The sequence below is a fragment of the Sinorhizobium kostiense genome, assembly GCF_017874595.1.
Classification (GTDB): Bacteria; Pseudomonadota; Alphaproteobacteria; order Rhizobiales; family Rhizobiaceae; genus Sinorhizobium; species Sinorhizobium kostiense.
Genome location: NZ_JAGILA010000004.1, coordinates 498,715 through 521,792 on the forward strand (window position 1 = coordinate 498,715; position 23,078 = coordinate 521,792).

Annotated in this window: 25 protein-coding genes; 21 read left to right on the top strand and 4 right to left on the bottom strand. The window is 60.9% G+C overall.

Translation table 11 applies throughout. The features are described from left to right. Positions 1 to 154 precede the first annotated feature (154 nt). Entirely contained in the window at positions 155 to 1,558 is a 1,404-nt protein-coding gene (locus tag J2Z31_RS17700; RefSeq protein ID WP_408022045.1) for a terminase large subunit domain-containing protein, read from the top strand. Continuing rightward, entirely contained in the window at positions 1,558 to 3,663 is a 2,106-nt protein-coding gene (locus J2Z31_RS17705) for a portal protein (protein ID WP_209602874.1), read from the top strand. The genes J2Z31_RS17700 and J2Z31_RS17705 overlap by 1 nt, the downstream gene beginning before the upstream one ends. A gap of 497 nt (positions 3,664 to 4,160) precedes the next feature. Here the strand turns inward: J2Z31_RS17705 and J2Z31_RS17710 are convergent, their stop codons facing one another. Next, complete coding sequence (locus tag J2Z31_RS17710; RefSeq protein WP_209602875.1) at positions 4,161 to 5,948, bottom strand: ABC transporter ATP-binding protein; 1,788 nt, start codon at positions 5,946 to 5,948, stop codon at positions 4,161 to 4,163. A gap of 201 nt (positions 5,949 to 6,149) precedes the next feature. Here J2Z31_RS17710 and J2Z31_RS17715 point away from each other — a divergent pair, with 201 nt between their 5' ends. From J2Z31_RS17715 to J2Z31_RS29375, 12 genes are all read left to right on the top strand, one after another. After that, positions 6,150 to 6,386: a hypothetical protein gene (locus J2Z31_RS17715; RefSeq protein ID WP_209602876.1), complete on the top strand. Its 237-nt coding sequence runs from the start codon at positions 6,150 to 6,152 to the stop codon at positions 6,384 to 6,386. Between the two features lie 161 nt (positions 6,387 to 6,547). Continuing rightward, entirely contained in the window at positions 6,548 to 7,504 is a 957-nt protein-coding gene (locus J2Z31_RS17720; RefSeq protein ID WP_209602877.1) for a hypothetical protein, read from the top strand. A 111-nt stretch (positions 7,505 to 7,615) separates the two neighbouring features. After that, positions 7,616 to 8,611, top strand: a complete 996-nt coding sequence (locus tag J2Z31_RS17725; protein ID WP_209602878.1) for a DUF5309 domain-containing protein — start codon at positions 7,616 to 7,618, stop codon at positions 8,609 to 8,611. A 71-nt stretch (positions 8,612 to 8,682) separates the two neighbouring features. Continuing rightward, positions 8,683 to 8,862 (top strand): hypothetical protein, encoded by a 180-nt coding sequence (locus J2Z31_RS17730; RefSeq protein WP_209602879.1) that lies wholly within the window; start codon positions 8,683 to 8,685, stop codon positions 8,860 to 8,862. Further along, the gene (locus J2Z31_RS17735) at positions 8,856 to 9,179 is read left to right on the top strand and encodes a hypothetical protein (protein ID WP_209602880.1); all 324 of its coding nucleotides are present in this window, start codon (positions 8,856 to 8,858) and stop codon (positions 9,177 to 9,179) included. Before J2Z31_RS17730 ends, J2Z31_RS17735 begins: the two co-directional genes overlap by 7 nt. After that, positions 9,176 to 9,772, top strand: coding sequence for a phage adaptor protein (locus J2Z31_RS17740; protein WP_209602881.1), 597 nt, complete (start codon positions 9,176 to 9,178; stop codon positions 9,770 to 9,772). Before J2Z31_RS17735 ends, J2Z31_RS17740 begins: the two co-directional genes overlap by 4 nt. Next, positions 9,769 to 10,371 carry a hypothetical protein gene (locus J2Z31_RS17745; RefSeq protein ID WP_209602882.1) on the top strand — a complete coding sequence of 201 codons (603 nt, stop codon included), beginning with the start codon at positions 9,769 to 9,771 and terminating at the stop codon, positions 10,369 to 10,371. The genes J2Z31_RS17740 and J2Z31_RS17745 overlap by 4 nt, the downstream gene beginning before the upstream one ends. After that, complete coding sequence (locus J2Z31_RS17750) at positions 10,368 to 11,981, top strand: hypothetical protein (protein WP_209602883.1); 1,614 nt, start codon at positions 10,368 to 10,370, stop codon at positions 11,979 to 11,981. The genes J2Z31_RS17745 and J2Z31_RS17750 overlap by 4 nt, the downstream gene beginning before the upstream one ends. Further along, positions 11,978 to 12,424 carry a GNAT family N-acetyltransferase gene (locus J2Z31_RS17755; RefSeq protein ID WP_209602884.1) on the top strand — a complete coding sequence of 149 codons (447 nt, stop codon included), beginning with the start codon at positions 11,978 to 11,980 and terminating at the stop codon, positions 12,422 to 12,424. The genes J2Z31_RS17750 and J2Z31_RS17755 overlap by 4 nt, the downstream gene beginning before the upstream one ends. A gap of 224 nt (positions 12,425 to 12,648) precedes the next feature. Further along, positions 12,649 to 14,016 carry a tail fiber domain-containing protein gene (locus tag J2Z31_RS17760; protein ID WP_209602885.1) on the top strand — a complete coding sequence of 456 codons (1,368 nt, stop codon included), beginning with the start codon at positions 12,649 to 12,651 and terminating at the stop codon, positions 14,014 to 14,016. 36 nt (positions 14,017 to 14,052) lie between these two features. Beyond that, positions 14,053 to 15,252 carry a hypothetical protein gene (locus J2Z31_RS17765; protein WP_209602886.1) on the top strand — a complete coding sequence of 400 codons (1,200 nt, stop codon included), beginning with the start codon at positions 14,053 to 14,055 and terminating at the stop codon, positions 15,250 to 15,252. Between the two features lie 21 nt (positions 15,253 to 15,273). Beyond that, the gene (locus J2Z31_RS29375; protein WP_234939482.1) at positions 15,274 to 15,525 is read left to right on the top strand and encodes a hypothetical protein; all 252 of its coding nucleotides are present in this window, start codon (positions 15,274 to 15,276) and stop codon (positions 15,523 to 15,525) included. 206 nt (positions 15,526 to 15,731) lie between these two features. On the opposite strand, the gene J2Z31_RS17775 is transcribed toward J2Z31_RS29375, so the two are convergent. Both J2Z31_RS17775 and J2Z31_RS17780 read right to left on the bottom strand, forming a co-directional pair. Beyond that, positions 15,732 to 16,613: a polysaccharide pyruvyl transferase family protein gene (locus J2Z31_RS17775; protein WP_209602887.1), complete on the bottom strand. Its 882-nt coding sequence runs from the start codon at positions 16,611 to 16,613 to the stop codon at positions 15,732 to 15,734. A gap of 237 nt (positions 16,614 to 16,850) precedes the next feature. Beyond that, positions 16,851 to 17,807, bottom strand: a complete 957-nt coding sequence (locus tag J2Z31_RS17780) for a capsular polysaccharide synthesis protein (RefSeq protein WP_234939483.1) — start codon at positions 17,805 to 17,807, stop codon at positions 16,851 to 16,853. Positions 17,808 to 18,227: 420 nt separating this feature from the next. Between J2Z31_RS17780 and J2Z31_RS17785 the strand changes: the two genes are divergently transcribed. The 7 genes from J2Z31_RS17785 to J2Z31_RS17810 all read left to right on the top strand — a co-directional run bounded on the left by J2Z31_RS17785 (position 18,228) and on the right by J2Z31_RS17810 (position 22,493). Continuing rightward, positions 18,228 to 18,611 (top strand): acyltransferase, encoded by a 384-nt coding sequence (locus J2Z31_RS17785; protein WP_234939484.1) that lies wholly within the window; start codon positions 18,228 to 18,230, stop codon positions 18,609 to 18,611. Positions 18,612 to 18,667: 56 nt separating this feature from the next. Continuing rightward, entirely contained in the window at positions 18,668 to 19,378 is a 711-nt protein-coding gene (locus tag J2Z31_RS17790; RefSeq protein ID WP_209602889.1) for an FkbM family methyltransferase, read from the top strand. A 365-nt stretch (positions 19,379 to 19,743) separates the two neighbouring features. Continuing rightward, positions 19,744 to 20,817 carry a calcium-binding protein gene (locus J2Z31_RS17795; RefSeq protein ID WP_209602891.1) on the top strand — a complete coding sequence of 358 codons (1,074 nt, stop codon included), beginning with the start codon at positions 19,744 to 19,746 and terminating at the stop codon, positions 20,815 to 20,817. A gap of 129 nt (positions 20,818 to 20,946) precedes the next feature. Further along, positions 20,947 to 21,771 (top strand): lysozyme family protein, encoded by an 825-nt coding sequence (locus J2Z31_RS17800; protein ID WP_209602893.1) that lies wholly within the window; start codon positions 20,947 to 20,949, stop codon positions 21,769 to 21,771. Further along, positions 21,771 to 22,013: a hypothetical protein gene (locus tag J2Z31_RS17805; protein WP_234939485.1), complete on the top strand. Its 243-nt coding sequence runs from the start codon at positions 21,771 to 21,773 to the stop codon at positions 22,011 to 22,013. The genes J2Z31_RS17800 and J2Z31_RS17805 overlap by 1 nt, the downstream gene beginning before the upstream one ends. Beyond that, entirely contained in the window at positions 21,931 to 22,158 is a 228-nt protein-coding gene (locus J2Z31_RS29380; RefSeq protein WP_234939514.1) for a hypothetical protein, read from the top strand. The genes J2Z31_RS17805 and J2Z31_RS29380 overlap by 83 nt, the downstream gene beginning before the upstream one ends. Next, the gene (locus J2Z31_RS17810) at positions 22,155 to 22,493 is read left to right on the top strand and encodes a DUF1515 family protein (RefSeq protein ID WP_209602896.1); all 339 of its coding nucleotides are present in this window, start codon (positions 22,155 to 22,157) and stop codon (positions 22,491 to 22,493) included. The genes J2Z31_RS29380 and J2Z31_RS17810 overlap by 4 nt, the downstream gene beginning before the upstream one ends. Positions 22,494 to 22,506: 13 nt before the next feature. Here J2Z31_RS17810 and J2Z31_RS17815 read toward each other — a convergent pair whose 3' ends face one another. After that, the gene (locus J2Z31_RS17815; protein WP_209602898.1) at positions 22,507 to 22,791 is read right to left on the bottom strand and encodes a hypothetical protein; all 285 of its coding nucleotides are present in this window, start codon (positions 22,789 to 22,791) and stop codon (positions 22,507 to 22,509) included. Positions 22,792 to 23,078: the final 287 nt, after the last annotated feature.

Sequence of the window (23,078 nt, forward strand, 5' to 3'; positions counted from 1 at the left end):
GCGCTGCGATCGCCTACCCGACAACAATCGGCCTTCCTGACGGATCGCGCAAGACAGAGCGATCGCCTCCCCGGCGAGGGCGGTAGGCAACGCATCGGAAATCAACAAGGGCGGGCGGCGGATGGCAAAGCGATCGCAGGCGGCCGGCGGCTCGATGGCGCCGGAGCTTTCCGCCATGCTCCGGGAGCAGGCCACGTTGATGGCGGAGCTCGACCGGCGGCGGCGGACGAACCTGCTCGCCGACTACAGGCCCTATAGCAAACAGCGCGACTTCCATGCGGCCGGCGCCGACTTTCGGGAACGGCTGTTCATGGCCGGCAACCAGCTGGGCAAGACGCTTGCGGGTGCGGCGGAAGCGTCGATGCACCTCACCGGGCGATATCCCGACTGGTGGCAGGGCAGGCGTTTCGACAAGCCGATCGTGATGCTGGCGGGCTCGGAATCCCACGAGCTGACGCGCGACGGCGTGCAGCGGCTGCTCGTCGGGCCGCCGCTCAGCGAGGAGGACTGGGGAACCGGGTTCATTCCCAAGGCGGCGATCATGGCGACGACCAGGCGCGCCGGCGCTTCCGGCGTGCTCGACAGCGTCACCGTGCGGCATGGCTCGGGCGGCACGTCGACGCTGCTCTTCAAGGCTTACGAGCAGGGGCGCGGCAAATGGCAGGCGAACACGGTGGATTACGTCTGGTTCGACGAGGAGCCGCCGGAGGACGTCTATTTCGAGGGCATCACCCGCACCAACGCGACCGGCGGCTCGATCGCCGTGACCTTCACGCCGCTCAAGGGCTTGAGCGGCGTGGTGGCGCGCTTTCTCATGGAGAAATCGCCGGACCGCGAGATCATCACCATGACGATCGAGGATGCGGCGCATTACACGCCGGAGGAGCGCCAAAGGATCATCGCCAGCTATCCCGCGCATGAGCGGGAGGCACGGACGAAAGGCGTGCCGTCGCTCGGCTCGGGCCGGATCTTCCCAGTGGCCGAGGAGAGCATCCGCGTCGAGCCGTTCGAGATCCCGAAACATTGGGTTGAGATCGGCGGTCTCGATTTCGGCTGGGATCACCCCTTCGCTGCCGCGGCCTGCGCCTGGGACCGCGACGCGGACACCTTCTACGTGACGAAGATCTATCGCGAGCGGGAGGCGACGCCGATCATCCATGCGGCTGCCCTGAGGCCCTGGGGCGGCTCACTCCCCTTTGCCTGGCCGCATGACGGCCTGCAGCACGACAAGGGCAGCGGCAACCAGCTTGCGGCGCAATACCGCGCGCAGGGGCTGGCCCTGCTGCCCGAACGCGCGACCTTCGACGACGGCACGAACGGCGTCGAGGCGGGACTCTCCGACATGCTCCAGCGGATGCAGACCGGACGCTGGAAGGTGTTTTCCACCGCAGCGGAATGGTTCGAGGAATTCCGCCTCTATCACCGCAAGGACGGCAGGATCGTCAAGGAACGCGACGACCTGATCTCGGCCTCGCGCTACGCGCTGATGATGAAGCGCTATGCGCGGGCGAACAACGGCAAAGCAAACTGGAATTTCACTGCCCGAAAGGTTCTCTGATGGCCGCAATGACCGATCAACGCCTGTGCGCCCTCGTCGGCCAGCTGGTGAAGGACTGCGAAAGCTATCGCGACGAGCTCGCGACCGACCGCATCAAGGCGATGGAATATTATGACGGCACGATGCGGGACGTGCCGGCGGATGCCAACCGCTCGAAGGTGGTTTCCCGGGACGTGCGCGCGGCGATCAAGAAGGTGCTGCCTTCCCTGATCCGCACCATTCTCGGCAATGACAAGGTGGTGGAATACGAGCCGGTCGGCGATGGCGACGAGGCGGCGGCGGAGCAGGCGACCGACTACATCAATTACGTCGTTTTCCCGGAAAGCAACGGCTATGACGCCGTGCAGGATGCGGCGCATGACGCGTTGACGCTGAGGAACGGCGTCATCCGCTGGTGGTACGAGAAGAAGCAGGCGGTTTCCGTCTCGACCCATACGGGGCTCGACGAGGCGGCGCTCGTGCAGCTCGTCGGCGACGACGATGTCGAGGTGCTGGAACAATCGCAGACGATCGAGAAGATCGAGACGGCGGAGGCATATTCCTTTACAGGCGGAGAACCGCTTCACTCTTTTCCTGATCCCGCTCCGGTCGTGGAGCAGCCGAGCTACAGCGTGAAGATCCGGCGGCTGACGGAGCGCGGCACGCCGCGGCTGGCAGCGGTGCCGCTCGAACAATTCCTCATCCACCCCGATGCGATCTCGATCGAGGACAGCCCGATCACCGGCATTGCGATGCGCATGCGCCGCTCGGACCTGATCGCGATGGGTTACGACCGCGACCTGATCGAGCGGCTGCCGGCTTCGACCGGCGACAGCGGCCGCGACGACGAGGAATTTGCGCGCAGGCGCGACGCCTTCGAGGCACGCGACGAAGTGCCGAAGGCGCTGGAGGAGGTGGACTATTACGAGCTCTACGTGACGATCGATGCGGACGACGACGGGATCGCGGAACTGCGCCGGCTCGTCTTTGCCGGCGGCACGGGCGAGGAGAACCTGCTTTCGAACGAGGAATGGGACGAGGTGCCCTTTGCCGACCTGATCGTCGAGCGGCGGCCGCATCAGCGGGAGGGCGGCTCGGTGACCGACGATCTCGCGCAAATCCAGCGGGTCAAAACCGTGCTGATGCGCCAGACGCTGGACAATCTCTACTGGCAGAACAACCAGCAGCCGATCGTCCAGGAAGGGGCGATCGCCAATCCCGAAGCCGTGCTCAACCCGAAATTCGGCCAGCCGATAAGGGTGAGCCAGGGGATCGATGCGCGCGCGGCGGTGGGCTATTCCATGGTGCCCTTCGTCGCCAAGGAATCCTTCGCGATGCTCTCCTATCTCGACCAGGAGGCGACGGACCGCACCGGCATTTCCGATGCCTCGAGCGGGCTTGCGCCGGATGCGCTCACGAACATGACGGCGCGGGCGACGGCGCTGATAGAGCAGGCGGGGATCGGCCAGACGGAGCTGATGGTCCGCACCTTTGCGCAAGGCCTGAGGCGCGTCTTCAAGGGCTTGCTGCGCCTCGTCATCAAGCACCAGGACCGGCCGCGGGCCGTGCGGCTGCGCGGCCAATGGGTGACTTTCGACCCGCGCCACTGGAACGCCGAGATGGACGCGACGGTGAACACGGGGCTCGGCGCCGGCACGCGCGAGCGCGACATGATGATGATCCAGATGATCCTCGGGCTTCAGGAGAAGCTGCTGGCGACGCTGGGACCGGACAACCCCTATGTCTCGCCGGACAACCTCTATAACGGCATTGCCAAATCTGTGGAGGCGGCGGGGCTGAAATCGCCGGAGCTCTATTTCACCAAGCCGACGCCCGAGGAAATCGAGCGGCGCATGCAGGCGGCAGCCAGCCAGCCGAACCCGGAGTTGCAGAAGCTTCAGATGCGGGCCCAGGCCGACGCGGAAAAGGCGCGGCTTTCGGCAGAAAACGAGCGGCGGAAGCTGGAGATCGACCGCGAGCTGAAGCTTGCCGAAATCCAGCAGAAGGGCGCGCTGAAGCGCTACCAGATCGATGCGGAGCTGGACCTGAAGCGGCAGCAGAACGCCGCGGAGATGGTGGGCGGCGGGCCGCTGACGGCAGCGCACGTGGGAGGTCGCGCCGGCTGACGCGGTTACATCACCTCAATAGGTGAGGGCATTGATTCCTGTTTAGTCATAACTTAACTCTCTTTGTGCTGTATGAATGAGGCTGGGAGGCGCACAGGGTAAAAAAGGCATATTCTGATGCACATAAGTAATTGTGTTTGTTTATCTTTGGTCGTTGTACTTACGCTATTTTCTTCTTCGTGCAGCGAGACGGCCCTACCCGCACAGGCCGCGTCCGCCTCCGCCGCATCCCGGTCGACTACGCCGCCCATTCACCCTTCGCAGGGTCCGAGGCAATGCACCACACCAAAGAAGGTGTGCCCGTATGGTGTCGGCCCCGCTGGAGCGCCCTGTTCTTGCTGGTCAAATGAAGGTGGACCACCCCACCTTGGGGTGACGACCAAATAAGGCCGCGAACGCTTCAACTCGGTAAGGCTTACGCTTGAGATGGCAGCTGGGTCTCGTGATTGCCAAACAAATAATTTCGGCCGAACCGCTGGCGGGGTGAAGACGTAGCATCAACTGAAGTCGGACTTCGCGTCGCAGTCATTGTGCAAGCGAGCGTAGAGCCCGTCCGGACGCCGCGCAAGCTCGCCATGCGTGCCCTCCTCCGCGACACGCCCATCGCTCATGACGACGATCTTGTCGGCGTTGACGATGGTGGAGAGGCGGTGGGCGATGACGATAACCGTGCGGCCGCTCATGGCGTGGTCAAGCGCCTTCTGGACCGCGGTTTCCGATTCTGTGTCGAGCGCCGAGGTGGCTTCGTCGAGGAGAAGGATGGGCGCATTGCGCACGAGCGCGCGGGCGATCGACAGGCGCTGGCGTTGACCGCCGGAGAGCGTCACGCCATGCTCGCCGACCGGCGTGTCATAGCCCTGCGGCTGGGCCAGGATGAATTCATGCGCATAGGCAAGCCGCGCCGCTTCCTCGATTTCCGCGTCCGTGGCGTCGGGTCGGCCGTAGCGGATATTGTCGCGGATCGAGCCCTCGAAGAGATATGGCTGCTGCGAAACATAGGCGAGCCCGTTGCGCAGAGACTGCTTGGTGACGGTGGCGATGTCCTGGCCGTCAATGAGGATCTGGCCCGACTTAGGATCGTAGAAGCGCGGAATGAGACTGATGATGGTCGATTTTCCGGCGCCGGAGGGGCCGACGAGCGCGGTCGTCTTGCCGCCCTCGGCACGGAAGCTGACGCCTTTCAGGATCTCGTCACCACTGCCGTAGGCGAAACGTACTTCGCGCAGCTCGACAGTGGCTTCGTGAATCGTCAGTTCGGTCGCATCCGGCCGATCGCGCTGGTGCGGCACCGTATCGAGAATCTCGTAGATCATTCGGGCGTTGACGGCGGCGCGCTCCAGAGAGACCTGCAGGCGCGCCAGGCGCCGTGCCGGATCATAGGCCATGAGCAGCGCGGCAACGAAGGCGAAGAAGGCACCCGGCGGTATGTTGCTGTAGATCGTGCGGAAGGCGGCATAGGCAAGCACGCTCGAGATCGCCAGTCCCGCGAAGGTTTCGGTCATCGGCGCCGTGCGCTCGCTCAATCGCGCGATGCGATTGGCGCGGTTCTCGGCCCGGTCGATGATCGCCTCGACCTTGCGGCGCAACTCGTGTTCCATCGTGAAGGCCTTGACGATGGAAATGCCCTGGATGGTTTCCTGCATCGCGCCGAGAACGCGGCTGTTGACTTCGACGGCCTCGCGCGTCGCCGCGCGCAGCCGCTTGGACACATATCTGAGGCCGAGAAGCAAAGGCGGCGCAACGAAGAATACGAGGAGCGAAAGCAGCCAGTCCTTGCTGAACATCACGCCGACGAGACCGATCAAGGTCAGGAGATCGCGCGCGACCGACGTCACCGTCATGTTCAAGAGGTTGCGGATGCCGCTGATGTTCTGGCTGATCTTTGCGGCAAACTGCGCCGAGCGATGCTCGTGGAAATAGCCGACGCTGAGCGCCATGAGATGATCATGGAGCCGCTGCTGATAGCGTGCGACGATGTTGTTGCCGATCTTCGACAGCGCCACGGCCTGGCCGTAGGTGGCGAGGCCGCGCAGCAGAAACGCGAAGAAGATGGCGCCGCAGATCAAGAGGACGATGTCGGCGCGCTTATTGGCGAAGGCCTCGTTGACCACGATCTCCATGATCCAGGCCGTGAAGCCCGTCGTGGTCGCCACCACCGCCAGGCAAAGAATCGCAAAAGCATAGCCGCCAATGTGGTCGCGGCCGTTCTCGGCGATGGTGCGCCGAAGAATTCCGCTGATGCTCTCGGAATCGACTGTGCGCTCTTTTCTATTCTTGGCGTTCAATAAGCCCGTCTTCCCTGGCTCGATATGGCTGCCGCATGCCGGCGCCTGTGTCGGGGTCTATAGTGGTTTGAAGCCTCGTTGGCGAGTCTTGGCCACCATCCTAACGTCAGCTTCTCCAGCGCCGTCCCTCTGTTGCAACTCAAAGGCAGGCATCTACCCCACGGTAGATTTGGCACATCTCTGCAATGAAAGTTTCATAGGATGAATTCGGACGAAAGAATTACGGCTGCACGGGCGCTTCTCAACAATCCGCTATTCGAGCGGCTGATGGACGATTTGGAGGCTGCTGCGGTCAACGGCTGCGTCAATGCCAAACTTACCGATCACGAGAGCCGCGCGGCGTTTGCTGCGGAGGTGCGAGCGATCCGGAACTTCCGCGGCAAGCTCAAGTTCCTGACGGAACAAGCCAAGTCCGAGGGAACAGGCGCGCCTGCATAAAGCGTGCGCGTCGGGCCGAGGCCAGGCGCCTTGTTCTGGCGTTTTCAAGCGGCGTGCTTTTCGAAAGCAAGTCATCAAGCTGCTGCAGCGCATTGAAATAGCGCATTTTTCGATGCGGAGATGGCGCGTGCCGTCGCTCCGCCCAGCCAAAAGGTTCTTCCATGATGAACGATAGTGCCGACCTGCCTTTCGGTGGGAGCAAAACCGTTGACGGCTCGGCAGAGCCCGCAAGCTACGACGAGCTGAATTTCTGGGAGCCGCATGAGGCCAACCCGCGGAATGAGGATGAGGAGAAGCGGAGCGGCGGAGAGACCGGACACGACGATGGTGAGCCAAACGGGATTGATGCCGATGGCGACGAGCCGACCCTTTCTGACGAGGAGGAGGCGGCCAACGAGGCCGAGGACATGATCGTGACGCTCGAGGGTGGCGAGCAGGTTCCGCTCGAGGAGCTGAAGCTCGGCTATATGCGCGAGCGCGACTACCGCCACAAGAAGCAGGATTTGGCCAATCGGGGGCGGGCGCTCGAAAGTATGAGCAGCCGTGTGGTTGCGACCGCCAAAGCCGTTGCGGAACTGGTCGCCGGGCAGATTCCGGATGAGCCGTCGGAAGAGCTGCGGCTCTCCGATCCGGAAGCCTATCAGCGTCAACGGGCGCTGCGTCAGGCGGGGCTGGAGCAACTCGCGCGGATGATGGCACTCGCCGACGAACCGGCAGGCGTCGTAGCGGAGCTTCAATCTGCAGCAGCCGAGGAGAGGCTCGCGGCGGAAAACGCCAAACTATTGGAAGCGTTCCCGCAGACGAGGGATGACGAGGGGCGGCAGGCTTTCTTCGCCGAAGCTTTCGAGACGGCCCGGGAACTCGGCTTCTCCGAACCGGAAATGCGCGAGGTGATCGACCACCGCCTCTTCAAGCTCGCGCATTATGCCCGGCTTGGGCTCAATGCCGAGCGGGCGCGCTTAAAGGCCTTGCAGAAGGTAACTGAGGCGCCGGCCCCGACACCCCGCGTGAAGGCGAAGAGCCAGGCGCAGCGGCAGAACCGAGAGAGCCGCGAGGCAATGCGGCGTCTTACGCGGAGCGGATCGATCCGCGACGCGATGGCGGTCGACTTCGAATAGCGCGCCAAGAGGCAATCGATCGCCTCTTCAACCCCGACTCATTGACAAAGGCATTCCGAGTGCCTGGGGGGGCGCGGACGGCCCCATTCATAATCATAGAAGGACGAACACATGGCAGTTGTCACCAACACGTTTCAGACGACCCAGGCCGTCGGCAATCGCGAGGAGCTTTCCGACGTGGTTTCGCGGATTACACCGGAAGACACTCCGATCTATTCGCTGATCGAAAAGGGCAAGTGCGTCACGGTCCACCCGGAATGGGAGACGGACGAACTCGCAGCCCCGGGCGCCAATATCCGCGAGGAGGGTGAGGAATATGCGTTTGGCGCGATAACCCCGCCACAGCGGCTTGGCAACTATACGCAGATCATGCGCAAGGACTGGATCATCTCGGCGACGCAGGAAGTCGTTTCCGAGGCCGGAAACGTGCAGAAGCGGAAGTATCAGAAGCTGAAAAAGGGCGTCGAGATCCGCAAGGACGTCGAATATGCGATCGTCAATTCTAACGCCTCCGTGGCCGGCGCAACGCGCGAGCTCGGCTCATTGCCGACTTGGATCGAAACCAATGTCTCGCGCGCACCCGGCGGCATCAACGGCGGCTTCGATGCGAACACCGGCCTGACGGCGGAACCGACCGACGGCCCCCAACGAGCATTCTCAAAGACCATCCTGGACGATGTGATGCAGCAGGGTTACCAAAACGGCGCGAATTTCCGGCATGTCTCGGTTTCGCCCTATGTCAAATCCGTCTTCGTCACCTTCATGTCCGACGGCAATGTCGCGCCCTTCCGCTATGCAGTCTCGCAGGGCGGAGAGCGAAACACGATCGTTGCGACGGCGGATTATTACGAGGGGCCGTTCGGCACAGTGATGATCCACCCGAATCGTGTGCAGGCGGTCGGCGCCGGGCTCGCCCGCAATGCCTTCTTTATAGACACGGACATGCTCTCCTTCCTGTGGCTCCGCAATATTCAGGAAGACCGCGATATCGCCAAAACGGGAGACGCGGATAAAGGGGTCATCATCGGCGAAGGTACACTGAAGGTGCACAATGAGAAGGGGCTTGGCATTGCGGCGGACCTCTTCGGGCTGAGCGCCGCCAGCTAGTAACTCGTGCCGATCCATCGACGGCTCATGCGGGCGCCTGCAGGCGCCCTTTTGTTTTTGGGGAAGACACGATGACAGAAGCGAAGATAAAGACCGTGCCGCTCAAGATGCTCTACGACAGCTGGACAACTGATGGGGAACGCATACGCGCCGGCACGGTACTCAATCTGCCGCTCCATACGGCCAAACAGTTGATTGCTAAGGGCAAGGCCGAGCGCGCCGATCCGCTGCCGGGGGAGTGGTCATGGTGATCCGCGACGGCTACTGGAAGCTCTTCGACCATGATTTTCACACCGGCCGCTCCGTCTGGGTGATGGAGGACGGCAACAGGACGCATTGGCGGACGGACTACCCGGTCGAGAGCCTCGTCCGCCAGAACGCTTTCACCCGCAATGCGACCGCCGGCAATGCCTTCGGCGAATGGACGAAGGTGGCATCGATCCCGCTCAACCTCGCGCATTCGGAAAACCTGGTCCGAGCCCATTCCGAGGGGGACGACCGTTATGTGAAGCGCTGGCTGAACGACGGCGACAACCGCGCCTGGCGCACATTCGAGGGACATCTATGACGACATTCGACTATGCGTCCCTGCTGGTCGACGCCGGCGCCTATTCCGGCCGCGACGACATCGCCCATCTCTTCGCGCGCTTCGTTGAACTGGCGGAAGTCAAGTTCAACCGGGGCTTGCGCGTGGCCGATATGGAGAGAACGTCGACACTGCCGCTGACGGAGGGCGAGGGCACTCTGCCCGCAGACTTCCTCGAGGCGCGGCAAGTGCTCGCGCCGGGCGGGCGTGTCTTGCGTGCGCAGCCGCTGGCGGAACTGTCGGCCCTCCAGACATCCGGCGGTGCCCCGATCGGCTATTCGATCGTCGGCAACCGGATCCGGGTGCGGCCGAAGGGAGCTGAGGAACTCGAGCTCAGCTATTACGCCAAAATTCCGGCGCTCACGGCAGCCGCCCCTGCCAACTGGCTCATCGAAAAGTCACCCGACGTCTATCTCTACGGGCTGGTCGAGGAGATCGCCATCTGGGAGCGCGACGCTGCCAAGGCGAGCGCGGCCGAGACGTTGAAGCGGCAGGCGATGGCCGGCCTCGGGCTTGCCGATGAGCGCCTGCGCTGGGGCAATGGCGAAATCGTCATCGGAGGGCTGACGCCATGACGCTTCTAAGCGTGATCAACGAGGCCTGCGATATCGTCTCGCTCGATCGTTTCGACAGCGTCTACGGGACGAGCGATCCGAACGCGCAGACGATGGTGGCGCTGGCGCAAGAGGCGGGCGGCGAGATCGCGCGGCGCGGCGATTGGCGGCGCATGTTGAAAACCCTCCTCATCTCCGCTTCGCCGGAACTGCTGCCCTCTGATTACCAACGGCTCGCGCCGGGCGGGCCGGTGCGGACGGCGGATGGGCGATGCTTTCGTCTGGTGACCAGCGAGGCGCAATGGGCCGTGATCGCCGCTGTCGCGTCCGCAGAGCCCTATTGCCATCTTCGCGGCAAGGAGATGCTCCTTTTACCAGCCGCTTCGGCCGGGGGCGCGACGGCAGACTATTTCTCGAAGAACTGGGTGATCGGCGATCCCTACGAGGAACGCGATGTCTTTCGCGCCGACGACGATACAACGCTCTTTCCGGAGCGGTTGCTGGCCAAGGGATTGATCTGGCGGTGGAAGCGGCAGAAGGGCCTGCCCTTCGAGGACAATCTCGCGGAATTCGAGGCCGATCTCCTGCAGGAGATCAATGCGGACAGGGGGACGACATGACGAGGGTTCTGCCCGGGCGGCTGCCGCTGACGAACCGCGGACAGGCGAGCATCGGACGCGTGCAGACTTCGCACGCGATGACGTTTCCGGCGCCCAAAGGCGGGCTGGTGACGACCGCCGACATGGCTTCCCAGACGCCGGGATCGGCGAGCGTGCTCAGAAATTTCCTGCCGACGCTGACCGGCTGCAAAATCCGCGGCGGTTCGCGGAGGGCGGGGCTGGCGGCGGATGGCGGCGCCATCCGGAGCGCCTTCAAATATAAATATGGCAGCAATGAAAAGCTGTTCATGGCGACGGCGAGCGCGATCTACAACATGACGGCGCCGGCAGCACCGCCGGCGACGACCGCGGCGGAGGTCAGCGGGCTCAATGGCGGCGACTGGTGTGCCTTTCAGCACACAACGGCCGGCGGCTCCTTTCTCGTCTGCCTCAACGGCGCGGATGCGCGCCGCGTCTATGACGGGTCGAGCTGGGCGACGACGCCGGCGATCACCTTCTCCGATGCGACGACCATGGCGGAACTCAATTATGGCTGGCTCTTCAAGAACCGCGAGTTCTTCCTGAAGAATGCGACGCTCGATGCCTATTACCTGCCTGTCAATGCGATCGGCGGTGCGGCTTCGGTGTTTCCGCTGGGCGGCGTGATGAAGAAAGGCGGATCGTTGCTGACCGGCTTCTCCTGGTCGCTCGAAAGCGGCGACGGACTTTCCGATCTCTGCGTCTTCGTTTCGACCGAGGGGGAAATCGCCGTCTATGCCGGTGCCGACCCATCGAGCGCCAGCGAATTTGCGCTGAAAGGCGTCTACCAAATCGGCAAGCCACTCGGGAAGAATGCCTGGATCCGGGTCGGCGGCGACGTGCTGATCGCCACGACGGACGGCCTCACGCCTATATCGCAGGTGTTCCAGCGCGATCGCCAGGCGCTTTCGCAGGTCTCCGCCTCGCGGCCGATCGAGGACGATTGGCGGCAGGCGGCGAATGCGACCGGCTCGGGCTGGACCCTCAAACCATGGGTCGAGCAGAACCTCGTCTTCGTAGCCTTTCCGGACAACAGCGTCGTCAGCGACAAGACCTTCGTGCTGAATGTGTTGAGCGGGCGGTGGTCGACAATCGGCAATTGGCGGGCGAGTTGCTTCGAGACGCTGCAGGGCGGGCTCTTCTTCGGCTCGCGCGATGGCTATTGCTGGCAGGGGGACACGGGCGGCACCGACGATGGTTTGACATTTGCGGCGACCTATCTCTCGCAATTCACGCCGGCCTCGCAATTCGGCCAGCGCGCAGCGGCAACGATGGCGCACATGTACTTTCGCGCGAAGACGAAGCCGAAGGTACGGCTATTCGCGCGGGCGGATTTCGACAGGACGGCGCCGCCCTTCGACCAGGTGACGGAGGGGGACACGGCATCGCCGGAATGGGATGTCGGCCTCTGGGATGTGGCGCGCTGGGACGGGGTGTCCGAGACGTTGCGCTACGACTTCCGCCAGAACGTGCGGGCGGCCGGCGACATGCTGGCCGTCGGCTGCGTCATCACCTCCGGCGGCGCGGTGAAGCTCGACATAGAGGTGGATCTCGCCACGATGCAGGTAGCGACCGGGGAGGGGAGCGCTTGAAGCTCCTCTGGGGCGGGGAGCGCGACCCTGCGACCAACCGGGCGATCGCCGATTTCGTCGTCAACCACATCGAAGGCTGCGAGAGGGGCTTTGCCCAATTCACGACGCTGGGGGTGATGGTGGAAGGCCAGATCATTGCCGGCGTCGTCTACCACAATTATGCGCCGGAGGCGGGCGTCATCGAGCTTTCCGCCGCTTCCACCAGCAAACGCTGGCTGACGCGGCCGGTGCTCAAAGCGATGTTCGGCTATCCCTTCGACGAGATCGGCTGCCAAATGACGGTGCTGCGCGTCTCGGAAGAGAACCGCGGCATGGCCGATATCGCCCGCCGCTTCGGGTTCACAAGCCATCGCATCCCCCGCCTGCGAGGACGCGGGGAGGCGGAAATCATCTTCACTCTCACGGACGATGACTGGCGGGCGCATCCCGTCAATCGACACTGACGGTTCGTGGCGCCAGGGAGCGTTGACAGCTCTTGTTGTGGTGCTTGTGCGTGGATCCTCGGGTCAAGCCTGGTCAAGCCCGAGGATGACCTGTGGAGGGGTTTTAACTGGGTGCCCGACTGCGTCTCCAGCTTGCGTGCGGCGGTTTGCTTCAGCCGACGGCTCTCTCCGACTCCGTCATCGTCTTTCCTCCTACCACTCCCCATTCTCAAACAGGTGCTCTCATGGGAAAATCGAAAGCCCCCACTCCTCCCGATCCGAAGGCAACGGCGGCAGCGCAGACCTCGACGAATATCGGGACGGCCGTTGCCAACGGCTATATCGGCAATGTCAACCAGGTGACGCCGGACGGAAGCCTTACCTACAAGGTTACGGGCACGAACAAGTGGACCGACCCGATGAGCGGCAAGGCCTATGACCTGCCGACCTGGACGGCGGTCCAGGAACTCTCTCCCGAGCAGGCGGCGATCAAGAGAGAGAATGATGGCGCCAACCTCAATCTCGCGACGCTTGCAAACCAGCAGTCCTCGCGCCTGACGGACCTGCTCGGCAAGCCGGTGGACCTTTCCGGCGCACCGGCGGCAGGAAAGGCGTCCGACCTCACGCTGCCGCAGTACCGGCAGTTTTCCGGCGGACCGAAGCTTGCGACCACGGTCGGCAATGCCGGCAGCGTCACGCGCAGCTATGATACGGAGCTCGACACGAGCCGATACGAGGAGGCGCTGATGGCCCGCCTCAACCCGCAGCTCGACCGCGACCGGGCAGCCCTGGAAACGCGGCTTGCGAACCAGGGGCTGCAGCCGGGATCGGAAGCCTATGACCGCGCGATCGACGAGGCGAACCGGACGGCGACCGACGCACGCGTTGCGGCCGTGCTGAATGCCGGACAGGAGCAGTCGCGGCTCGCCAATCTCTCGCGAGACAAGGCGAGTTTCGAGAATGCGGCCCAGGCGCAGGCCTATGGTCAGGCCTTGCAGAATGCCGATTTCAGCAATAATGCGCTGCAGCAGATGCACCAGAACGGCCAGTCGGCGACCGCGGCCAACAACGCGCTCAAGGACCAGGGCTTCAACGCGCAGCAGGCGTTGCTGAACGCCAAGAACGCAGCCCGTTCGAACTATCTGAACGAGCAATATGCGTTGCGCAACCAGCCGATCAACGAGATCTCGGCGCTGCTTTCCGGCGCGCAGGTGACGAACCCGAATTTCGTGCCGACGCAGGGGCAATCGATCCAGCCGGTCGACTATGCGGGGCTGGTGCAGCAGAACTATCAAAACCAGGTGGCGGCCTATAACGCGCGGCAGCAGGCGGGGGCCGGCTTGTTTCAGTCTCTGCTGGGCCTTCTTCCGAAATCCGATCGCCGCGCCAAGAAGAACATCGAGAAGGTGGGCAAGCTCAAGGGGCACAGCCTCTATGAATACCGCTACAAGGGAGAGCCCGCCGGCGGGCCGAAATATATCGGCGTGATGGCGCAGGAGGTGGAGAAGACACGTCCCGATGCGGTCGTTCGCGGGCCCGACGGAATGAGGCGCGTGGATTACGGCAGGCTTTTCGCCGCCGGTCAGGGGCGGAAACAGGGGCCAAGGTCCTGACGCTCTCGCGAGAGATGCTCCCCAAAATTGCGATTGATGGAGGTTACATTGCCACGAACAGGCGGGATCTATTCACCCCCGGCCGGCACCAAAGGGGTGCCGAACACGACGATCCAGAGCGTGCCCTATAACGCGTTGATCGACGACCTGACGGCCGATGCAAACGCCGCGCGGCCGATCACCGCGGGCGGGACCGGCGCCACATCGGCGAGCACCGCCCGCGCAGCGCTTGGCGCGCAAACGGCCCATGCCGCGCTGACTTCGATTTCCGGCCTCACCACCTCGGCCGACAGGATGATCTACACGACCGCGGCGGATGCCTATGCGACGACGGCGCTGACACCTTACGCGAGGACGCTGCTCGACGATACGACGGCCGCTGCCGCGCTAACGACGCTCGGGATTTCGGGCTTCATGCAGACGGTGCTCGACGACGCGGATGCGGCCGCGGCGCGCGCGACGCTCGGCACCAACAGTGCATCGAACCTGACGACCGGCACGCTGCCGAACGCTCGCGTCTCGGGGGCCTATGACGGCATCACGACGCTTACGACCTCCGGCAAGATCACCACCACCGGGAACGAAATCGAGATTTCAGGGGGAAATCCGAGAACCAAATACACCGACACCACGACAGGGGCCTACGACTTCTGGACCTCCGTCGATTCGCAGAATTTCTACATACTCGTGGATCGAACCGGGAGCGGAACGTGGGACACACCGCATCCGCTGCAGTTGGAGGGGGATACGAGTCGCGGCTTTCTGTTCGCGAGCGAAATTCTCACGGTCGGCAATTACGACTCGCTCGGCGTTACCCCCGAAGCCCGCACGATAACCGCAGGCAACGGCCTGACGGGTGGTGGTGACCTTTCGGCGAACCGGACGCTGACGCTGGGGATGCCTTCGAGCATCACCAATTCAACGGCTAACTCGGTTACTTCGACTAGCCATACGCATGCGCTTGGGTTCATTGCGGCGGAGGTGTCGACGACGACGAGCGCCAGCACGACGAGCTTCCCGTTGGGACACATTGTTTGCATGCGGAAGTCGGGAGGCTCCACCCTGAGCCGAAACGGTACGGAGGGAGTCTTTATATCTTCAACCGATTCGTCTTTTTACGTGAACGCCGACCATGGCAGCGCTGGTACTCAACTTTCAGGAACTTGGCGCAGCCGGGGCGGCGGGGATGATGCCGCCAGCAGCACAGACTTCTTTATCATGCAAAGGGTTGCCTAAATGGCTCTTTACGCGATTCCAATGTCCCTCAATGCTGTCTCGATAGTCGCCGCAACGGCCGAGCCCGATGTCTTCATCGTTAAGAGCAACATAACGGACATCGAAGGAAATACCTATGATACGGACTACTGCAGTCGCCCCGACGACGGGTTCGGCCTGAACCCAACGCTTCGCCAGTGGCTCGCCGGCAACCCTTCGTTCCCAGTCCAACCCCACGTCCCGCCAACGGCAGAGGTGACACGTGCCGCATTGCCGCCGCTCTCTGCGCACTAACTCCGGCTCGGTCTATCAAATCTTAGTAGTTCGCCGGCCCAGATCGCTGCTGCAACTGACGTCATGCCCGCTGGCGCAGTTAAGGGCACGATGCAAATTGAATGAGAATATTTCTTATCGTCTCGATTAGCGTCAAGTTCGGTCTTGTTGCGGAAGAGCAGTTGAATGACATTTGGATACAGTCGGTGCACTCATAGCACTGAAGATTACGCCCATTTAAGGTTAGAAAGGAATTCTTGATCTTCATTCGTGTCCTGTGCGCTCCAAGGTGCAAGGCAAATGCCATGAGCGGTCAGCTTTCCTCTCAGATCATTCGCAATGTCTGTTTTCTTATCGTTAAAATCCGGAATCCCAAACTGAATAGAAGAGCGGCTAGTCTTTCTCATTCTGGAGAACTTGGTCGTCGGTATTCCTATGTCAGCAATTATCTCTGTTCTATAGTCAATTATTCCAGAGTAGACAGCGGGAATGCCGAGGGCGAAACAAGGAATCGCACAATGGATTCTCGATGTTATTGCTGCACGGGCATTGGTTCGGTAATAAGTCAAGAGATCCTTAGCCAGCTGGTTTTTGGTCGCGTGAGTTGCAAAGGGAACGTCGTGCTTGTGGCTGATCTGCCGAAACTGCTTACGTTCCTTGCGATCAAAATACCAAGTTCTAATGTCGACGAGAACATCCGTGCGACCTTTCAGTGATCTCGGTCGTTCTGGAAACGTCATGGTGGCGCAACCGCTGATGTATGCGTCCACGCCCCATTTTGTCAGGGTCTCGACGGTGTCTCGATCGCGACAGCCAATCGGCTCGAAACGCTTCAAATACTCACTGTGTCTCGAATAGGTTTCCCTCGCCTTTTCGCTCAGATGGAAGCCAAAGAATATGGGGATTATGTTTTCCGATGGGGGCCAGTTTTGGGGTTCGTGGCTAAACCAGCCATTCATTACGACAACACAAGGTTCTCCCGCGTAGTGGCTCAAGAAATCCCTGTCGACAATCGAGCATTCCTGGCCAATGTGTTGAGCCACAGCGAGCGTTTGAATGTTGTCGCCGATGTTATTGGTGTTGGAATAACCCAAAACAGCAATTTTCATTGATTTTCCGACTCCTGACGCGGTGCTCCAGTCGTTTACAAGCCAAATGGTGATCCAGCAAGGCCGCAGGCCCTGACGTTCAGAGAATTTGAACAGTCAATGGGCGCAGCGTCTCACTACCCGTATTACAGCGAGAACTGCGCATCGGATGATAAGAGGGGGTGCAAGCACAAATCTATTAAGCTGCTGGCTGTTAGTCCTGTTCAGGGCGGCCCTCTCGCTCTGAACGATACGGTATCACGATACCGTATCGGTCGACTTTGCCTCGGCTTTGATACTCGCGAGCCTCCTCAACGGAATATCCTCTCTTGATTCAAGCGCTCCCAACGAATCTTGGTCGTTGAATTTGTTGCTTGAACTGATCTTCAGAACTGGGATAGCGCTCTCGTCCACCGTCTCAGGAAGAGTAACTGCGTAGTCTGGCTGAGATATGATGCGCTTCAACAGTGCCGGTCCCTTTCCGGAAAGCTTTGGAGTGAAATTCCAAATCGCGGCGGCCTGTTTGTCGCTGCGCACGATGTACTCGAATAGGTGCATGACCCAGAAATAATCCCCGAGCTTTCCTGAGTTCATATAATAATGCCTGGCCAGTGCTGACCACTTTCCAACCAGATAGTTGCCGCGCGCCGAGGCGAGAAACCAGCTATGCACAATGATCTTCCCTGGATAAGCTTCTGGAAATGCGAAGAAGCCACTTTGCATCAGTGGCAAGAGCCACTGGTCCAATGGCTTGACGCAGCAGCAGGTCGCATCGACCCATACCCCGCCGTATTGCTCCAGCAGAGCCAATCGGATCACATCTGACTTGCTCTGAATCTTGCGGGCGCCGCCCGGTTCATCAATATCGATAAAATTTGAGAGGGTGTCATCCGACAGAACGTTGACCTGCCATTCGGGATTTTTGCTAGACCAACTGGCGATCGCAAATTTTACGAACGGCGGGGCGTCCTCAATGGGTTTGTCCCAATAAATCCAGATCACCTTTTCGAGCTTCTTTGGTAATGCTTCGACGCCATAACTGTAGTTCTGGAAGTGTAATGTTTTCTTTCCGAGGACCAAACGCCTAAACGAGTGGCGGAGTTTCTTGTACAGTAAGAATACCTTGAATAAACGCATGTAGTCCTCTCTTGCCATCTCCCCGGCTATTGCCCCGCCCGGGGGATCCCGGCGCTTATACATCAAAAGATTCACCATAAATAGAGCTCCTGTGCATGCGCAGCCGAGCCAATCTCCAGTAGTGCGAACGATGGACAGAAACCCCGCCTCAAGGCGCGATGATGCCGCTCGGTCCACACACGCGAGCCTGAGTCGGGCGATGCGACCGCGCTCCGATGACGTAATTCACGCCACAAACGTAGCAGCCTGACGATCACGATCTGTGCTGACATTGTCATTGCCAAGACCCTTTGCATCCTAGTAAAGGTGCCTGGATGTCTGTAACTCCCTCGGGTTCTCATGCAATTTCGTGATCTCCTCCGCTTGTGGCTTTGGGCCCGGTCACGCGGGCGCATTTCGATTGGTCCTAAATGCCGTATCGAGTGCGGAGCCGTTCTAGATCTAAGTGAGGGTGGCACTGTAACGGCCGGTCGGAGATGCAGGCTACGCAAGGGTTCAATGCTCATCCCGTATGGGGGAGCTATCAGCATCGGAGACGATTTCAGCTTGAATCCGTACTCTGTGCTTTACGGCCACGGGGGTTTGAACATTGGAAACAGTGTGCGCATAGCGGCAGGATGCGTCATTGTTCCTGCTAATCATGTATTCAACGACCCGCACACGGCCATTCGCAATCAAGGGTTGACGAAGCTCGGCATTGCCATTGAGGACGACGTTTGGATCGGCGCGAATGTCACAATTTTGGACGGAGCGCATATTTCCCGTGGGTGTGTCATAGCTGCTGGCTCCGTCGTCCGCGGCCGGACAGAATCTTTTGGTGTTTATGCGGGGGTTCCGGCGAGAATGATCGGGAGACGCGGAGAGATCGAAAGCGCGATGTAAATGTATCGCCTCCTTGAAGATCACTCAAGTGCCGGTGCCGCAAACTTGAGGTCACGATGAAAAGGCTCGCACGTTCCATCAGGAAGAAGTATCGCTATTTTGTCGATGCCAAGACTGTGACGATCGATGGCGTAACTCTTATCTCTGACAGAGATCGCATACCGCTCTATCTTCGGGACTTGATGTACCGTGAGGTCTACGAAGACACCGAGCGAAATATTCTGCTAAAGATATTAAAGCGAGGTCACAAGGTTGTAGAGCTGGGTACCGGACTTGGGTTTATTTCACTGCTTGCGGCCAGAATATGTGGCTCAGAAAACGTCAATACTTATGAAGCCAATCCCGCGATTGAGTCACTTATCCGAGAGAACTTCCGGCTCAATAACATTGAGCCCCAGCTCCATATGAGAGCTGTCACGCGCGACGGGCGCAAGCTCTCATTTAATGCCGCGGACAACATTATTTCGTCGAGCTCCTTTGAGCGGGGCGTTAGCGGAAGAACATTGGATGTCGATAGCGAAGCTTTTTCGGAAGTGCTGAGGGCTCATTCGCCGGATGTCTTGATAATGGACGTCGAAGGCGGCGAATACGAGCTGCTGATGTCAGACAACCTCGGGCCGATAGAGCATATTCTCGTCGAGCTGCATCCGCATATCATCGGCCGTGAGAAGGTGAACGAGATTAGGTCGCATCTCGGCGCCAAAGGCTTCGCTGTCGAGAGCAACGACCGTAAGACGTTTCATTTTCACAAAATTCGCCCCACCTAATGGTGAAACAGGCGCTTCGTAGCGGACCGATATCCTTAACAGATATTTGCGAGCCGCTTTTCTATGATCTTAATGTCGACCGCCTCTCTACGCTTCCAGCAAGCAAAAGCTCGCTTAAAGCGACCGATATTCCTATTCAACCAACAAGGTGACCTTAAGCAAAACCTTGCCTCCCTTGCCGCGAGCCGCGGGGCGAAGCGACCCTGATTAAGGTTTATTGTCGATAACGGCGAGGGCAGCGTGAAATCGTCTTCCGCCCACTTCACGGACTGCGGTGTAGTTAATCATTTCTAAAATTATTAGTTGCGCTGGCAACAGAAACTTCCTAACCAGTCTGTGACTGGGAGTTACTCAAAGGGGCGGCGATGGCGACGATCACAGTAAATAGCAGCTACTGGCTGGACATGCGGGGCATCGATTTTGGATGGCTTCCGTATGCTGATTCCTACACCTACGGTTCCACAGTCTATGCCGCGTATTTCAGCGACGGGGTCGTAGAAGAATTTAGGGGTAGCGGGTTCACTTACAACTCCGATGGAATGCCTACGGGCGGAACTGTGAGGAGCTATGCTATCTTTGACAACGGCACTCGAGTAGCTTCCATAGACGGCGTAAGCGTTTCCGTTACGAGCATCGTGAATGCGGCACTGACATACACAACTAGTGACGACATTGCCGTGATCGGAAGAGCGCTTGCAGGCAATGACACATTAAGGGGCGGAGGTTTTGTTGACTACCTGCGGGGGTTTGCCGGCAATGACACTTTGTACGGCAACGCTGGGAACGATTCCCTTGTAGGGGATGATGGCAACGACACCTTTATTGGCGGCACGGGGGGTGACAAGCTTTACGGTGGAAATGGAAGCGACACCGCCTCCTACGCCGGAGCAACAAAGGGCGTAACGGCTAATCTCGCCAGCGCCAGCGCCAACACCAACGATGCCAAGGGGGACGTCTACTCGTCAATCGAGAACGTCACCGGCTCGAGCTATGCCGACCGGCTATACGGCAATACGGCAGCAAACAGGCTGACCGGCGGCAACGGAAATGACGTGCTGTCAGGCAACTCGGGCAATGATGTCATCAACGGCGGCGCTGGTGCGGATCAACTGTATGGCGGCTCTGGTGCGGACAAGTTCGCCTTCAAAGCTGTCGGTGAATCTGCGGGTCCGTCGTTCGATACGATTTTCGATTTTGTGCCCTCTGGAGGGGACAGGATTGACCTTTCAGGGATCGACGCCAGCACCAAAGCTTCTGGCAACCAGACATTTGCCTTCATCGGCACAGCGGCCTTCAAGGGCGTTGCCGGCGAACTTCGATACGTGAAGCAAACTTCCGACACCTACATCTACGGCGACGTTAACGGCGACAAGATTGCTGATCTTAAGATCCACCTCGATGACGCCGTAACGCTGACGAAGGGCTATTTCATTCTCTGACCAAATGAAAACAGAGACCGAAGTGAGACCCCGCGGTTGAACTGACCCCTGTAAGTTGGACATCCACTTTCGGGGGTTTTTTATTGCCCACAGGGCAGAGACTTCCTCCACAACAACAAGGTAAATCCAATGGACCAAACCGTGCCCTCCGGCGCGGCGATCCTGCTCGACTTCATCCGTGAAACGGAAGTCGGGCGGGGCGACCGCGCATCCTATGACGTGATCTACGGCAACAACCAGGACAAGCTGCCGCGGCCGGTAACCTCCATGACGCTCGACGAGGTCGAGGCGGCGCAACCGGGGTGGTCGAGGCGGTTCGGGTCGAGTGCGGCCGGCGGCTACCAGTTCATGAAGAACACGCTGGACGCGCCGCGCACGCTGAGGGACATCGAAGGCGAAATGGGGCTTACGGGCAAGGAGAGGTTCACGCCCGACCTGCAGGACCGCATGGCCTACCATCTCCTGAAGCGCCGCGGCTATCATGCGTTCATTGCCGGAAAGATCAGCCGGAGCGAATTCGGCAGGCGGCTCGCGCAGGAATGGGCGTCGTTGCCGGTGCTTGGCGATACGGAGGGCGCGACGCGGAGGGTGAGGCGCGGGCAATCCTATTATGCCGGCGACGGGCTCAACAAGGCACTGGTAAGGCCCGAGACGGTGGAGGCGGTGCTCGACCAGGCGGTGGCGGCGGCGCGCGCGGCGGGCGGGGAGGCGAGAGGACGGGCGCCGGTGCCGGTTTCGGAGCGGGCGCGGCAGCGCAGGGCGATCCGCAAGTCCGGCCGGTTCTGGACCTGGCTGCTGACGGCGGGCGGCTCGATCGTCACGGCGCTCAAGGAACTCGACCTCGTGGCGCTCGACTGGCGGGTGCAGATGGCGATCCTCACCCTGATCGTGGGCTTTGCAATCTATGCGATCAGCTCCATGCCGGCGGTTCGCCAGGCGCTGGGGCTCAAGTGATGGCGGCGTGGCTGAAAATGATCGGCGGTGCTCTTGCGCTCGCGGCACTCGCCTGGGCGGTGCTCGAGATCCGCGAGGATGGCGCGCAATCCGCCAGACAAGCAATCGAAAGGCAGAACAATGAAGCGGCTTTGCAATCGGCTGCTCGCCGCAGCGACTTTGACCGCTGCGTCGATCGCGGCGGCGTGTGGGACTTCGGCACCGGCAAGTGTCGCCGGCCTCCGCCAGGTGGTCGGGACTGACCTCATCGGCGCGCGCGGCGCCACGGCGGCGGACCAGCAGAAGATCGACCGGACGGTCGTCGGCATCTGCGCGGCGGCGGTGTGGTCGAGGGCGGAATGCTCACGTCACGGTGAAGGGCGGGGGCACGGGGAGGGGCGGCGATGATCGATGCCAGCGTTCACCAGCAGCTCGGCACGCTGATTGCCGAGGTGAAGAACCTGCGCGAGGATTTCCGGCGCGCGGAAGACAGGTCGGAGGCGGGCCGCGCGCTTCTCAACCGGCGGGCGGAAGAGCTCGTCGGGCGGGTGGGGACGCTCGAGGGCGCGATGGCCGTGGTCAAGGCCGAGATCGCCGAGATGAAGCCGGTGACGGAGGATGTCCGCAAATGGAAGCTGATGGGCATGGGCGCGCTCGGCGTGATCGGCATCGGCGGCGCCTCGCTGGGGGTAACCTTTGCCGATGCGGTGAAGCGCGGGCTCGCCCTGGTGCGGGCAGGGTGAGGCGGAACTCCGATCAATCGTCGTCGAAGCCGAAGAGATCGCGGTAGCGGCGCCTGACGAGCAGCAGCGAACGATCCGGTGCGATCATGTAGGTCTCATGGACCTGACGGCCGAAGGGATCGCGGAACTGGTGGGAAAAGGTGCTGCCGATCGGCGCCTTGGTGAGCTTAGTGCGCGGCTGCCCGCCATAGGTGATGCTGCCGGGGATCGGCTCGAGATAGGGGGAGTAGCCGACCGACGCCGTCGATGTGCAGGCGCCAAGCAGGAGGGTGCAAAGGACGGGGAGAGCGGTCTTCATGAAGGACGTCCCTGGATTCGGCCCCTGGCGCCGTTCGAGCGCCGGGCCTGTCGTTGCCGTTTCATTCGGTTGCGGCATTGTATCCCTTTCAGCCTGGCGATGAAAGGAAGCGACGATTTCACGGGTTTTCCTGGTGACGGGCAGGGGCTTCGGACGGGGGCGAAAATATTTCCGTTGCATCAGGGGGGCTCTTTAGAGGATGTAGAAGGGGACTCGCCAAGCGGTAGGGGCGCTGCCGAACCGGATGCCCGCTTCCAACCGGCCGGGCGGGTCTCGTCTCTAGAAGG

Coding starts and splice junctions, on each gene's coding strand:
- J2Z31_RS17700 (WP_408022045.1), top strand. CDS start 155: ATGGCGCCGGAGCTTTCCGCCATGCTCCGGGAGCAGGCCACGTTGATG.
- J2Z31_RS17705 (WP_209602874.1), top strand. CDS start 1,558: ATGGCCGCAATGACCGATCAACGCCTGTGCGCCCTCGTCGGCCAGCTG.
- J2Z31_RS17715 (WP_209602876.1), top strand. CDS start 6,150: ATGAATTCGGACGAAAGAATTACGGCTGCACGGGCGCTTCTCAACAAT.
- J2Z31_RS17720 (WP_209602877.1), top strand. CDS start 6,548: ATGATGAACGATAGTGCCGACCTGCCTTTCGGTGGGAGCAAAACCGTT.
- J2Z31_RS17725 (WP_209602878.1), top strand. CDS start 7,616: ATGGCAGTTGTCACCAACACGTTTCAGACGACCCAGGCCGTCGGCAAT.
- J2Z31_RS17730 (WP_209602879.1), top strand. CDS start 8,683: ATGACAGAAGCGAAGATAAAGACCGTGCCGCTCAAGATGCTCTACGAC.
- J2Z31_RS17735 (WP_209602880.1), top strand. CDS start 8,856: ATGGTGATCCGCGACGGCTACTGGAAGCTCTTCGACCATGATTTTCAC.
- J2Z31_RS17740 (WP_209602881.1), top strand. CDS start 9,176: ATGACGACATTCGACTATGCGTCCCTGCTGGTCGACGCCGGCGCCTAT.
- J2Z31_RS17745 (WP_209602882.1), top strand. CDS start 9,769: ATGACGCTTCTAAGCGTGATCAACGAGGCCTGCGATATCGTCTCGCTC.
- J2Z31_RS17750 (WP_209602883.1), top strand. CDS start 10,368: ATGACGAGGGTTCTGCCCGGGCGGCTGCCGCTGACGAACCGCGGACAG.
- J2Z31_RS17760 (WP_209602885.1), top strand. CDS start 12,649: ATGGGAAAATCGAAAGCCCCCACTCCTCCCGATCCGAAGGCAACGGCG.
- J2Z31_RS17765 (WP_209602886.1), top strand. CDS start 14,053: ATGGAGGTTACATTGCCACGAACAGGCGGGATCTATTCACCCCCGGCC.
- J2Z31_RS29375 (WP_234939482.1), top strand. CDS start 15,274: ATGTCCCTCAATGCTGTCTCGATAGTCGCCGCAACGGCCGAGCCCGAT.
- J2Z31_RS17775 (WP_209602887.1), bottom strand. CDS start 16,613: ATGAAAATTGCTGTTTTGGGTTATTCCAACACCAATAACATCGGCGAC.
- J2Z31_RS17780 (WP_234939483.1), bottom strand. CDS start 17,807: ATGGTGAATCTTTTGATGTATAAGCGCCGGGATCCCCCGGGCGGGGCA.
- J2Z31_RS17785 (WP_234939484.1), top strand. CDS start 18,228: ATGCTCATCCCGTATGGGGGAGCTATCAGCATCGGAGACGATTTCAGC.
- J2Z31_RS17790 (WP_209602889.1), top strand. CDS start 18,668: ATGAAAAGGCTCGCACGTTCCATCAGGAAGAAGTATCGCTATTTTGTC.
- J2Z31_RS17795 (WP_209602891.1), top strand. CDS start 19,744: ATGGCGACGATCACAGTAAATAGCAGCTACTGGCTGGACATGCGGGGC.
- J2Z31_RS17800 (WP_209602893.1), top strand. CDS start 20,947: ATGGACCAAACCGTGCCCTCCGGCGCGGCGATCCTGCTCGACTTCATC.
- J2Z31_RS17805 (WP_234939485.1), top strand. CDS start 21,771: ATGGCGGCGTGGCTGAAAATGATCGGCGGTGCTCTTGCGCTCGCGGCA.
- J2Z31_RS17810 (WP_209602896.1), top strand. CDS start 22,155: ATGATCGATGCCAGCGTTCACCAGCAGCTCGGCACGCTGATTGCCGAG.
- J2Z31_RS17815 (WP_209602898.1), bottom strand. CDS start 22,791: ATGAAGACCGCTCTCCCCGTCCTTTGCACCCTCCTGCTTGGCGCCTGC.